The organism is Ensifer sp. YR511 (assembly GCF_900103045.1).
Classification (GTDB): domain Bacteria; phylum Pseudomonadota; class Alphaproteobacteria; order Rhizobiales; family Rhizobiaceae; genus Ensifer; species Ensifer adhaerens.
Genome location: NZ_FNGR01000028.1, coordinates 1 through 12,451, shown reverse-complemented (window position 1 = coordinate 12,451; position 12,451 = coordinate 1). Strand labels below are relative to the sequence as shown.

General features: G+C 57.8%; 12 protein-coding genes and 1 pseudogene. 5 read left to right on the top strand and 8 right to left on the bottom strand.

Annotated elements, in window-relative coordinates:
• Positions 1 to 81: 81 nt before the first annotated feature.
• The 3 genes from BLU15_RS30210 to BLU15_RS30200 all read right to left on the bottom strand — a co-directional run bounded on the left by BLU15_RS30210 (position 82) and on the right by BLU15_RS30200 (position 2,493).
• Positions 82 to 384, bottom strand: a complete 303-nt coding sequence (locus BLU15_RS30210) for a DUF982 domain-containing protein (RefSeq protein ID WP_034800001.1) — start codon at positions 382 to 384, stop codon at positions 82 to 84.
• Positions 385 to 493: 109 nt separating this feature from the next.
• Positions 494 to 2,122 (bottom strand): chaperonin GroEL, encoded by a 1,629-nt coding sequence (gene groL, locus BLU15_RS30205; protein WP_034800000.1) that lies wholly within the window; start codon positions 2,120 to 2,122, stop codon positions 494 to 496.
• 56 nt (positions 2,123 to 2,178) lie between these two features.
• Positions 2,179 to 2,493 carry a co-chaperone GroES gene (locus BLU15_RS30200; protein WP_090300499.1) on the bottom strand — a complete coding sequence of 105 codons (315 nt, stop codon included), beginning with the start codon at positions 2,491 to 2,493 and terminating at the stop codon, positions 2,179 to 2,181.
• 279 nt (positions 2,494 to 2,772) lie between these two features.
• On the opposite strand from BLU15_RS30200, the gene BLU15_RS30195 reads away from it, so the two are divergent.
• The 4 genes and pseudogenes from BLU15_RS30195 to BLU15_RS30180 all read left to right on the top strand — a co-directional run bounded on the left by BLU15_RS30195 (position 2,773) and on the right by BLU15_RS30180 (position 4,443).
• Positions 2,773 to 3,045, top strand: a complete 273-nt coding sequence (locus BLU15_RS30195) for an usg protein (RefSeq protein WP_090300497.1) — start codon at positions 2,773 to 2,775, stop codon at positions 3,043 to 3,045.
• Positions 3,046 to 3,249: 204 nt separating this feature from the next.
• On the top strand, positions 3,250 to 3,726 hold the full coding sequence (locus tag BLU15_RS30190; RefSeq protein ID WP_060645038.1) for an Hsp20 family protein: 477 nt from the start codon (positions 3,250 to 3,252) through the stop codon (positions 3,724 to 3,726).
• A gap of 65 nt (positions 3,727 to 3,791) precedes the next feature.
• Positions 3,792 to 4,040: pseudogene (locus BLU15_RS30185) on the top strand (DUF982 domain-containing protein); the annotation flags it as partial.
• Between the two features lie 100 nt (positions 4,041 to 4,140).
• Entirely contained in the window at positions 4,141 to 4,443 is a 303-nt protein-coding gene (locus tag BLU15_RS30180; RefSeq protein ID WP_034800027.1) for a DUF982 domain-containing protein, read from the top strand.
• A gap of 1,441 nt (positions 4,444 to 5,884) precedes the next feature.
• Here BLU15_RS30180 and BLU15_RS30170 read toward each other — a convergent pair.
• The 5 genes from BLU15_RS30170 to BLU15_RS30150 form a co-directional block, all read right to left on the bottom strand.
• On the bottom strand, positions 5,885 to 6,283 hold the full coding sequence (locus tag BLU15_RS30170; RefSeq protein WP_060520793.1) for a response regulator: 399 nt from the start codon (positions 6,281 to 6,283) through the stop codon (positions 5,885 to 5,887).
• A 13-nt stretch (positions 6,284 to 6,296) separates the two neighbouring features.
• Entirely contained in the window at positions 6,297 to 7,403 is a 1,107-nt protein-coding gene (locus tag BLU15_RS30165) for a PAS domain-containing protein (RefSeq protein WP_034799995.1), read from the bottom strand.
• 155 nt (positions 7,404 to 7,558) lie between these two features.
• Positions 7,559 to 9,094, bottom strand: a complete 1,536-nt coding sequence (locus BLU15_RS30160) for a sensor histidine kinase (protein ID WP_176960398.1) — start codon at positions 9,092 to 9,094, stop codon at positions 7,559 to 7,561.
• A 191-nt stretch (positions 9,095 to 9,285) separates the two neighbouring features.
• On the bottom strand, positions 9,286 to 10,797 hold the full coding sequence (locus BLU15_RS30155; RefSeq protein ID WP_090300492.1) for a UdgX family uracil-DNA binding protein: 1,512 nt from the start codon (positions 10,795 to 10,797) through the stop codon (positions 9,286 to 9,288).
• Positions 10,794 to 12,017, bottom strand: coding sequence for a putative DNA modification/repair radical SAM protein (locus BLU15_RS30150; protein WP_176960402.1), 1,224 nt, complete (start codon positions 12,015 to 12,017; stop codon positions 10,794 to 10,796). The genes BLU15_RS30155 and BLU15_RS30150 overlap by 4 nt, the downstream gene beginning before the upstream one ends.
• Positions 12,018 to 12,224: 207 nt before the next feature.
• Between BLU15_RS30150 and BLU15_RS30145 the strand changes: the two genes are divergently transcribed.
• Positions 12,225 to 12,451 (top strand): ferrochelatase (locus tag BLU15_RS30145; protein ID WP_176960397.1); only part of this gene is annotated, 227 nt, incomplete at its 3' end.

Below are 12,451 nucleotides of genomic sequence, written 5' to 3'. Positions count from 1 at the left end.
CGACGGCCATATCCTTAATTCGGGAAAAAGCGTCCGTGCTAGACGCCAGCGGGCCTCGCAGCCTCTCGCGGGAAGGTTGGTTTAAGGCGAGAGTCGCCCGCCGCCGGACTTTGCTTTGATCATCCACGGCGCAACCGCGGGAGTTTTCACGAGTATACCCTTCTTCTTCGCGAAGGCGCGCAGTGCGTCTCGCGCCACCTGAAGGGGCTTATGTCCGTCGTGGGCGAGGTAGCACGTCTTCAGGGTTGCGTCGTGAATGATGTCACGGTCTCCTTTGGACCACTCCTCAAGGAAATCGATCGCATCGTCTAGGTTTGTGATTTCGAGGATCAGATCCTTCCTTTCACGCAGGTAAAGTGGCCGGTCAAACATCTTCATTTGCATTTCTACCTCACTTAATAGCTGCGGCACCACCAACCTGTGGACCAGCCGGCGGGGCCGATCGGTGGAGTCGTCAGGCCCGCTCCCGTGAGAACGGGCCTGAACCATCGCTTTAGAAGTCCATGCCAGGGCCGGCCGGTAGTGCTGGCGCGGCGTCCTTCTTCGGCTTTTCTGCAATCATCGCCTCGGTAGTTACCAGGAGGCCAGCGACCGAGGCAGCATCCTGGAGCGCTGTGCGCACGACCTTCGCCGGGTCGATCACGCCCTGGGTGTAAAGATCACCGTATTCTCCGGTCTGGGCGTTCCAGCCGTAGGAGAAGTCCGTCTTCTCGCGTAGCTTGCCGACGATGATTGAGCCTTCTGCGCCAGCATTCTCAGCGATCTGGCGAACCGGGGCCTCGACCGCACGTCGAACGATCTCGATCCCAACCTTTTGGTCTCGATTGGCCGAAGGCAGATCGTCGAGCGCCTTGACGGCCCTCAGCAGCGCGACACCGCCGCCCGGAAGAATACCTTCCTCAACGGCCGCTCGGGTGGCATGCAGCGCATCGTCGACGCGGTCTTTCTTTTCCTTCACCTCTACCTCAGTCGACCCGCCCACTCGAATGACAGCAACACCGCCGGCGAGTTTGGCCAGACGCTCCTGGAGCTTCTCGCGATCGTAGTCGGACGTGGTTTCTTCGATCTGGGCGCGGATCTGTGCGACACGGCCGTCGATATCAGCTTTGGCGCCAACGCCGTCGATGATCGTTGTGTTCTCCTTCTCGATCGCAACTTTCTTTGCCCGACCGAGCATGTCGAGGGTGACGTTCTCAAGCTTGATACCGACGTCGTCGGAGACAACCGTGCCGCCGGTGAGAACGGCGATATCTTCAAGCATGGCTTTGCGGCGATCGCCGAAGCCCGGCGCTTTGACCGCTGCAATCTTCAAGCCGCCGCGCAACTTGTTGACGACCAGCGTCGCTAGCGCTTCGCCCTCCACATCTTCAGCGATGATGAGCAGCGGCTTGCTGGATTGCACCACCGCTTCGAGAACGGGCAGCATGGCCTGAAGGTTGGAAAGCTTCTTTTCGTGGATCAGGATGTAGGGATCGTCAAACTCGGTCCGCATCTTGTCCGCATTGGTTACGAAATACGGGCTGAGATAGCCGCGGTCGAACTGCATGCCCTCAACGACTTCGAGTTCAGTCTCTGCAGTCTTGGCCTCCTCGACGGTGATGACACCTTCATTGCCCACCTTCTGCATCGCCTCAGCCAGGTAGCGGCCGATCTCCTCGTCGCCGTTGGCCGAGATGGTGCCGACCTGGGCGATCTCCGAATTATTGGAGATCTTGCGGGCGTTTGTCTTGAGTTCCCTCACTATCGCGTCAACCGCAAGGTCGATGCCCCGCTTCAGATCCATAGGATTCATGCCCGAAGCAACGGCCTTCGCGCCTTCCTTGACGATCGCTTGCGCAAGCACAGTGGCCGTAGTCGTCCCGTCACCGGCGAGATCGTTGGTTTTGGAGGCGACTTCGCGCAGCATCTGCGCGCCCATATTCTCGAACTTGTCTTCCAGCTCGATTTCCTTGGCGACCGAGACACCGTCCTTGGTGATGCGAGGGGCGCCAAAAGACTTGTCGATAACGACATTGCGCCCCTTTGGGCCGAGCGTCACCTTGACGGCATTGGCAAGAACATCGACCCCACGCAGCATGCGTTCACGGGCATCGGTATGAAACTTGACTTCTTTCGCAGCCATTTCCTTAACTCCTCAATAGGCAGCTATTTGACTGATGGATTTATGGTGTGGTTGGCTCAAGCTGCCTGCTTGCGCTCGACTTGGGCCTCGAGGACACCCAGGACGTCGCTTTCTTTCATGATCAGCAGGTCTTCCGCATTGATCTTGATCTCGGTTCCTGACCACTTGCCGAACAGAATACGGTCGCCTGCTTTGACGTCGAGCGCCTGGACTTGGCCCGCTTCATTGCGTGCGCCAGGTCCGACGGAAACGACTTGTCCCTCCTGGGGTTTTTCCTTTGCCGTATCAGGAATGATGATGCCGCCCCTGGTTTTCTCTTCTGAGTCAACCCGGCGGACGAGAATGCGATCATGCAGCGGTCGGAAAGACATGTTTTCCTCCAATGGACAAACACTATTGACGTTGTTCCCCCATCACCGGACCGGACAGTCCGGACGGGTGCAAAACCTCGAATGAGCGTCTTGCGCAAATCATCTGGTTTCACAATTTTTCGAATTCAAGGGGTGAAATCAAAAAAATCAGCACTCGCATCGTGCGGCTGCTAACATGCTGTAAAGGAACAACAAAGCCTCCTTGCCGTTTAGAATTTCGTCGATGACCGCGAACAATTTGCGCCACCTTGGCGCTTGTTGAGGCAACGGAGATGAAACATGCGATATTCATCGGATTTCGAGCGTCAAATAAACGGCTACGGACTGACCACCGCGCATATCCTTTACCGCATTCCCGATTTCAGGTCCGTTCTGCAGACCTATATCTGGCAGGATTATGATCTTGCTCCCGAGTTTCCTGAGATGCAGAAATTCCTCGATTTCTGGCAAGCCAATCTTGACGGTCCGCTGCATTCCGTTCGCTATACGCATCACCATCTGATCGGCCCGAATGAATGGCGACGCGTGGATGGCGAGTTCCGACTGAACTGAGCCCTCTGTTGGGGTTTTGAGTCTGCAGATGCAGTCGTTTAAAAACGTCGAAACGCGCACGCGATTTTTTTTGTTATAGGCCCTTGAAACTGCGGTCCATCCTAACCAAATCGCTTGCCGCCAGCCGCTCGTGTAGGGCTGGCCTTGCTGGAAGCGTCGTCTTTCGGCGCTTCCGTACCCATGTTGCTCAAGGAGGATATGGTTATGGCAACAACTTACGACTACGCACCACTGTTCCGTTCGACTGTCGGGTTCGACCGGCTCTTCCATTTGCTCGAAAACGCGCAGCGCGCTCGTTCGATCAGTGATTGGCCTCCCTACGACATTGCCAAGACCGGTGACGATAGCTACCGGATCTCGATTGCGGTGGCCGGCTTTGCTCGCGACGATCTCGATATCACATTTCAAACCAATCTTTTGACGGTCGTCGGCAAGAAGCAGGAGACCTCTTCCGAAGCCTATCTGCATCGCGGGATCGCCGGCCGACCGTTCGAGCATCGGTTCGAGCTTGCCGACCACGTCCGAGTGATGGGCGCGGATCTGAACAACGGCCTTCTAGAGATCGATCTCGTGCGGGAAATCCCGGAGGAGATGAAGCCACGCAAAATCGCGATCGAAACAGCTGCGGCGGTTGAGCAGTCAAAAGCTCAGATGCAAATCGAAGCATCGAATGCCGCGTAGCTGACGTAAATTGGGCGCCGGTTTCAAGGCGCCCATCGGCATTCCGGGTTGGAAAGGAGAGCACGATGAAACCCGATATGTTCGAGCGGCCGGTTAGCATCCTTGTTGGCCTTGGTTTCCCCGGCGAAATCCGCTCCGTGATGGACGCTTATCGTCTCCTCGTCGATTGGCCAGCCCCGTCGGGGGATGCGGTGCATTCGGTGGCGATCAAGGCCTGTCTGGCTGCATTACGGGGAGAGGTTGAAGCAGAGACTGTGCGCGGCCTTTTTGTCGCCTTCGCCGAAAGGCACCATCTTCTAGCGCCAGCGATGGATGCGAGCATCCCATCTGCGCCGCCGGCTTTTGAGATCGGCACCGTGCCTGGCACGGCCGTTGAAAAGTCTTTGTATGGCATCAAGGCGAAGGGAGATCACCATGCTTAATCCCGAACTACTGCTCATGGCACCCATCTCGGTTCAGATGAAGGACGGCACGCGGCAGGTATTTGCGTCTGTCAACGACGTTCTCGATTTCCTGGAAGGCGAATGGACTATTTATAGAGGCCGCAAGCACAATAGGGCGGTTCAAACATGTCGTCGGGCGCTTAACCGAATGACGCCGGTTGCCATCGCCCGCGAAGCGTTCGTTGAGGCCTGCCGAGACGCTGGAATGTCGACAGATGCCGAGCGGCCGTTCGGCGCCAAACCCGATGCTGGTGGCCACCATTCCCCAATTTAGAATGTGATAATCCGGGCAACCCGAAGCGCCCGACTCCCCACTTCTCGAGGCCGCTCGTGCGCCAGACTGCTTTAGCCGCAGGAGTGGCATGTGAGAGACGAGGGTCATCGACCCGGTCGCCGACGCGACCGGGTAGGAGACGAGAAATCAACCTCCGTAGAAGCCAGTCAGAACCCTCGTACGAGCGGAGTGGCTTTTGGGCACCTCTGCACGATTCCTTACCTCGCCCCTACAGCAGCTGGACGGGGCGACTTCGGTTGCAGAGCAGAGCTGTATCCGTCGCCGCTTGTCAAACCGCGTTGGGGAATAACTGGTTCCAGCCCTCAGCAAGCGACAGGTCGTTCGAGCAGAGAGGGCCGGCGAGAGTGGGTGGCTGCACCCGTCTCACATCGATTGACGGCTCTGCTTGATCGATAGGTCAGTCCCAAGCAAGGGACCTCTTGAGTTTGAGCCACCCATCTGTCGTGTACGGTTCGACGAGTACCGCTGGTTCCCGAGCCGCGCCGGTTCGAAATGAAACTGGCTGGATCGTCGAGTGGCTCGGAACGTCGACCGACGTCCACGAGATGCGGGAGTTGTGGGCACATCAGAAGGTCCTCGTCGCTGAACTGCAATACGGTAATCATCCGGACGTGGTGCTTGCGATGGGGAACAAGACGTCACGCCCCAGAGCGGATCTGTATACCTCCCGGGCTCGCTTCCGTGACCAGCTGTGTGGCCGTCCAAAATGTACTCTCTCAATTGATCTGACCGCGTGACATTTGATGAAATGAACCATGCTGAATCTGCCGCGATGGATGGTTCGACGGACCGAGCAACGGAAGCGGCCGGGTGTTAGACAAGCGATTGGTTGTCGAAGCCATCGGCCTTTCAACGAGGGACGACCGATGAAAGCGTCAGCGAAGACTCTTTGAGAGGATTATCTTGTACAAGCCTCAGCACTTCCTATCTCAGATTCCACCCTCGACATGGAGCCTCGAGATGGACCAGATGGCACGAAAACTCCCTACCGATCGCGTGATCGAAATCATCCCGCCTGCGCCCGTAAAGCGGGACGCTCGGAGCACTTTGACGTGTCAGTGTTGTCAAAAGCAGTTCCCAGCCTCACGTATGGACGTCGATGGTTGTGGCATATGCGAGGAATGTCTCGCCCCGTAAGCATCTGCGGGGCGAGTGGCGCGTTCAAGCTGGCCTGACGTTTGCGGCTCGTACCAGACTGCGTCCAAGCGAAGCGCAGGCCCGCGTTCCGCGGCTCGGATAAGACTGCATAAGAGCCAGTTCGGCCGGCAGAACGTTCCGGCGGTGCAGTAAGGGTCTGAGCGGGCGAGCGGCGCTGTCGCCGAAACACACCAGCTGCTCGGCACTTGAGATGGGCACAGGCATGCGATCAGAGCAAGTGGTGTGAGATAATCGACGGCGCCGGCGCTACTCCGGAGATGCTTTATTGAAAGATTGTCAGGCTTGAGGGAGGTGGTGGCAGATCCTCTCCAGATAACACCGCCCGCAGATACGACAGAGCGTTTTGTAGGCCGTTGGCCGAGTAAGGTTTCTCGATAGCGCCGAGTGCACCCGCGAAGTCCGCCGGAATTCGTTTAAGGTTGCCTGAGACAAAAACGAAGGGGATGCCCCTCGAGGCCAAGTATCGACCGATATCAATACCAGTCGGACCATCGCGCAGGTGGATATCGACGAAAGCGAACTCTGGTTGTTCTCGCTCGACGAGCGCAATCGCTTCGCTTTCATCGCTTGCCAGGCCTATAACCCTGTAACCGCTGGACTCGACCTCATGTTCAAGTTGCAGGGCCAGGAGCATTTCGTCTTCGACAATCAGGGTTCGCAAATATCGGCCCTTCCTAATCTCCTACCGGCAGCGTTACACGAACTTCCGTGCGGTGACCGGAAACCTCTCGCTCGCTGGTTGCCCTTAGCTGCCTGATCGAGGCGTCAAGCATGGCGCGGCTGAAGGACTCTTGTTCTTTGTCGACCTCGACGGGTGTGACCGTGTCCAGGACTCGTATGAGCAAGTGTCCGTTGAGCCTTCGGATTTCGAGGTGTATTTCGCCCCCGCCATCACTGAGGCCGCGTCGGACTGCATCACCAACGAGTTCGTTAACGATAAGGGCGAGGGCCGAAGCTTTCGACGCCGAGACTGTCACAGAATGAAGGTCCGTAGTTAAGATGATGTCTGGCCTTTTCAGAGAACCCACGATTTCGGTAATCAGGTCTCGACCGAAATCGGCCACATCGAACTGACCAACGCGGTTATCATTGAGAAGCTTCCTTTGCGCGGCACTCAGAGCCTCGACGCGGTCGAGTATTGATTTAAGTGTCTGTGCGACCGTAGCGTTGCTGGTCATCCGCATTTGCAATCTGATGATCGAGGCGATTGTCAGAAGGTTGTTTTTAACCCTGTGATCGACCTCGTGGACAAGGGCAGTTTTCACGCGCAGCGCTTCCATGAGCTCCGCAGTGCGACTTGAGACTTCCTCTTCCGCAAGCTGGCGCGCCTTGGCCAGCTCGGCTTCTTTGCTTTTGGTGCTCGTGAAGTCGAGTTGCGACGCGAAGAAGTAGATCACTGCGCCGGCCTGATCGCGGACGGGACTGACAAACAGCGCGTTCCAGAAGCTGCCACCGTCCTTACGGTAATTGAGGATGTCGACCGAGACATCGCGCGCTTCTGAAATGGCATCCCTGATCTTAGCGATCGCCGCTTTGTCCGTGTCCGGCCCTTGGAGAATGCGACAGTTCCGGCCGACCAACTCATTCTGACTGTAGCCCGTCAACTCGGTGAAGGCGCGGTTCGCGAAGATGATGGGATTATCGTCCTGCCTTGGATCGGTAATTAGCATCGGCATGCGTGTGGCCTTGAACGCAGCCGCGAATGGATCTTCAGATGGGTGTGAAGCTAATAGGCGGTCGCCCGCATCACGGGCGTCACGAAGGTGGTTTTCGTCGGCCATTTTGCTCATCCAGGTCGGCTGTTGCTGGCCACCCAAACAACGGATTGCAGATGATAGGTATCTATCCGCGCGTTTTGTGTTTTCAAGGTTTTCCGAAATGGGGGCGCACACGGCATCTTATGAGGTCACGCAAACAGTCTTAACGAGGTTGCTCCTCAGTCTGTTAGACCGAGCTCGACTTGCGCGATAAAGTGCGTGCCTTCTGTTGACTTGTATTCGAATGAACCGCGCAACTGACTTACGACCCCGCGAATGATACGGCTGCCCATGCCTTTGCGCACAGTCGATGTGTCGAAGCCCACGCCGTTGTCGCAGATGGTAAGCAGGGAGCGGCGCGAAGACACTTTGTGGAACGCTATCTCGAGCTTCCCTGGGCGGCCGTCCGGAAACGCGTATTTAAGACTGTTTGTCACGACCTCGTTCACCAAGAGCGCGACGGCCGTGGCCTGTTCGGGTGTCAGGTCAAACTCACCGATATCGTACCGTACGGATACGTTGTCAGAATAGGCGCTGACGAGTTTGTCCACGATCGACGGGATAAGATCACGGGCGGACAGGGCGTTGAACTGGTCGCGATCATATATTTGCTCATGGACCGCGATCATGGCGCCGATCCGGTCAAAGAGCGACTTCTGTGCCTCGGGCGGCAGTAGCTGCATGCGGATGACGCCCTGCACAGCCTGAAAGTTGTTTTTGACCCGATGATGGATTTCGCGCAGCAGAAGGCGATTGTCCTCAAGTGCGGCCTCAAGTTCGGCGGATTTCTTCACATCGCGCTTAACGAGGTGCCTGACCCATCCTCCTGCGGCAAGCGATGAAGCGGCAGCAAGTGCCATAACGGCGATCGCGATGAAGACGTCATTGCGGAAGGGGACCAGCCCGACACGGTAGTCAGCCGACGCGAGCGCAACGATTTCCGTTCCCTCAACAACCCGATAGGCGACCATACGGTGCTCGCCGTCCGCTGGAGATATTGCCTCGTAAGTCCCGTTGGGCGAGGAGGGAAGATAGTCGGTAAACAATACGTACTTGCTCATGTTCAACGGACCGTCGGGGGCGGGGTAGCGTGCGACGAGTTCTCCGTCCTTGCGGATCATGCTGATAGTCGAATTCGTGCCGAGAGAGACGGCCTCCCAAACATCCTTCAGCAGGTCGCTCCCTTGGAACGACACCATTGCAGCGCCGACGAACACGCCGTTCCGTTCCAGGCGCCGGCTGAACACGAATATCTGCTGATCGTTGAGTCTGCTGACCAGAAGACCGGAAACGAAAGTTTTCGCTCCCTTTTCGACGGCGGCGAAGTATTCGCGGTCCCTTATGTCGATGGGCTTAATATCGGGATCGGTGGACAGAAGTGTCCGGCCATTCCGGTCGACGACGTAGGCCTGAACTTGTCCCGGAAGATTAGAAACCGCCTCGTTGATGTTCTTGACGTCATCCGTGGCAATGCCCAGCGTCGGTCCAAGAGCGTCATCAATTCGTTGAAGTGTCTGTGCCGAGAGCGCGTTTATCCATGAGGCGTTCGTGGATACGATTTTCGAGGCGGCAATTGCGCGCTCTTCGGTCCGCCGTATCGCGGCATGGTAGCTCTCGTATAACCACAGGCTCAGTAGCACGACAAGCGCCGCAAACATTGCCGCAATGACAAACGTCGCGGCTCTGGACACCGTAACCGTCAGACTTCTCACCATGCCCCAGTCCCTAAAACCTGAGTACATATTAGAAGGCTTCTAATCCAATGCAAGAAACTCCACCCCTCGATCGGACGCCTTTCAGTCCTGGTCACCAAGCACCTGGGCATCATGGAAGCTCCGGCCGATAGATCCTCAAGAGTAGGGTAGGCTGGGAAGCGCCAAGCGGCCAAGCAGTACGTGCCTCTCTTTCACTCTCGCCATCCCCTCGTACGGCCGGAGGGTGCATATTTGGTAACTCCGTACGATCTCTGGTTGAGTTGCTCCACTCCTCTTTCATAGATAACTGCTATGGCCTTGGCCAGGTCACGCGCCAAATCATCTCGGGCGATCGTGGCGGCTGCTGGGTCGCCTGCACGCAGAATATAGGAAGGATGCCATGTCACGAGGACGGGGCCGCCGTGAAGACCGGTTTCAATCTCCCCCCGCCGCTCCGCAATTGGACGGTTGTCGCCTGTGAGGGCGAAGGCCGCGGAGGCGCCAAGCGCCACCGTCAACTTCGGTTTGACAAGGGTCAGTTCCAGTCCCAGCCACCCGCGACAATGAGCAATTTCGCCGCGGTCCGGATTGCGGTGCAGACGCCGCTTGCCACGTGGGCTGAACTTGAAATGCTTGACGGCGTTCGTCAGCCACAGCGTCCTTGCGTCTATACCGGCGTCGGAAAGCAATGCCCGAAGCAACTGCCCGGCCGGCCCCGTAAACGGGCGGCCCTCGATATCTTCCCGGTCGCCAGGCTGTTCGCCGACGATCATGAGCTGCGCGTCAGCGGCACCTTCACCCCAGACGGTCTGCGTCGCGGATTCGCACAGGTCGCAACGCCGACATTGTGCCGCGGCCTTCGATGCCTCCTCCAGGGTGTCAATTTGCTCGGGCGGCTGCGGCATTGAAGCCCGATAGCGCTCGGACACCGCGGCTGCGCCCGTTCGCGGCGCGGAGATGCCTGCCTCGCGCATCTTTTGCACCCGTGCTTCCGCTGCGGCGAGCATCTCGGGGATCAGGCGCGTTTCCGGCAGGTTGTGCCAGTATTTCTTCGGCATCTCCGACTGCATGGCGTCGAGCTTGATGCGGGCCGGATTGAAGATGTTGACGAAATAGGCTGCCCAAAGTTTCTCGGCCGCATCCTCCGGCAGGTCTGGTTTCGTGCCACCCTGATCAAAGGTCAACGCGCCGTCAACAAAAAGGGCGGTCAAGCGCGGCGTCGCAATCATCCAATCCATGTCGCCGAACCGGCGGGCAAAGAAAGCGCTTCCCGGCTCCAGCGTATTGTGCGTCGGCTCAAACCAGGCGGCAACGCGTCGACGCGGACCCTCTGCTGAGATTTCGCGGAAGCGAACGAATGCATGCATCTTGTGAATGTCCCGTGCGACGGATTTCTGCATAAGCGACAGTTTGCGACCGAGCGGATCGGCGGGCGAGAGCGGCTCGCCCTCGCGCCTGTCGAGGCGCCAAAGCGCGCGATAAAGGAGCGCCAAGCGTTCTGGTGCTGAATGCCAGATCACGGACTGCGCCAAAGTCATGAAGGCTTGAGGAACGCGTGCTGCGTGCTCGCCTGGAGTCTCCGGGAGAAAGGCCCTGTCGAATAGGCCGCCCGCGCTATTCCAGTCAATTTGGTCGGGGGCGATCCGGTGGCTGATAGCGCGCCTGGCGGCATTTCGCCAGGCATCAAAAGTTCCCTTGTCCGGAAGTGAGACCCCGTAAGTCATAGAAGCTGAAGTTGCTTTGGCGGGGGCGCCACGCGCGCGCGCAGATCGCCGCTGTCCGTCAAACCGCCGGGGCTCCAGCCGGGCAGGGCAACGAAGGGGCGGGCCTTGCGTGTCAGCGCTCCCATTCGAGCAAGATCCTCGACACGGAGGCGGCGGTTGCGTCGCGCGGTGATGATGCGATCGACCACGCGCGTCCCAAATCCCGGCACGCGCAGAAGCGTATCGCGGGAGGCGAGGTTGACGTCGACCGGAAAGAATTGCCGGTTCTGCAGCGCCCATGCCGTCTTCGGATCGAGCTCCAGATCCAGAAAGCCTCCTTGCGTGCCGGTCGCGATCTCGTCGGTCGTAAAGCCATAAAATCGCAGAAGCCAGTCGGCCTGATAGAGCCGGTGCTCCCGAACAAGCGGTGGCTGAACCAGGGGAAGCGCAGAGGAAGCGTCCGGGATCGGTGAGAACGCCGAATAGTAAACGCGCCGCAGCTTGTAGCCGCTATAAAGCCGGGTTGCGCAGGACAGGATGGCGGTATCGTCGGCGCCATCAGCGCCGACAATCATCTGCGTGCTCTGGCCGGCAGGGGCAAAGCGTTGCGGCTTGCGGCCGGTGTGGGTCTTGTCTTGCGCGGCTTCACCTTCCAGCCGAACCTGTGCCATGGCGGCACGAATGGTTTCCGGCCGCTTCTCCGGCGCGAACTTCCTTACGCTCGAATCCTCTGGCAGTTCGACATTTATTGACAACCGGTCGGCCCAAAGGCCGGCCTCACGAATGAGCTCAGCCTGTGCGTCGGGGATGGTCTTGAGGTGAATGTAGCCTTTAAAACCGTGGACTTCTCTCAGCGTTCGGGCAATGCGGACCATATCGGCCATGGTCTGGTCAGGCGAGCGGATGATACCGGAGGAGAGAAACAAGCCTTCAATGTAGTTGCGTCGGTAAAACTCGAGCGTCAATGATACCACTTCTTCGACGCTAAACCGCGCGCGCTCGACATTGGAACTGACGCGATTGATGCAATAGGCACAGTCGAAGATGCAGAAGTTCGTCATCAGGATCTTTAATAGCGATATGCATCGCCCATCTGGCGTGTAGGCATGGCAAATACCGCTCCCACCAGAAGATCCTATTCCTCCTTTGCGTGAATCTCGCTTCTCGCCACCGCTCGAGGCGCATGAGGCGTCGTACTTGGCTGCGTCCGATAGGATCGCCAGCTTCTTTCCAAGTGCCATAGGTGTCATGACGCGACTTTAGATGTTCATGTTATGTTCGTCAAGGTTTCGCGGGGAGCCGCAGGCGAATGTCGAAAGATGAACGGTCGCTGTGTTCCGCTTCCAGTATCGGAGCTTTCAATCAAGAACGCTTTCCCTGGTCGCTTCAGAATTTTCAGTCGCCGCTGATCCATCCCGCATTCCATGCGTATTTGATTGGGTTGATAAATGAAGAAGGATGTGATGCTCAAAAAACCTGCCAGTCACCCCAATATCAAACACGGCGGCATTGGAGTGCTGCTGGTCAATCTCGGCACCCCTGATGGCACCGAATACACCTCGATGCGCCGCTACCTGAAAGAGTTTCTGACCGACCGCCGGGTGATCGAGTGGTCGCGACTGTTCTGGTACCCGATCCTGTTCGGCATCGTGCTCAACACCCGCCCCGGCAAGGT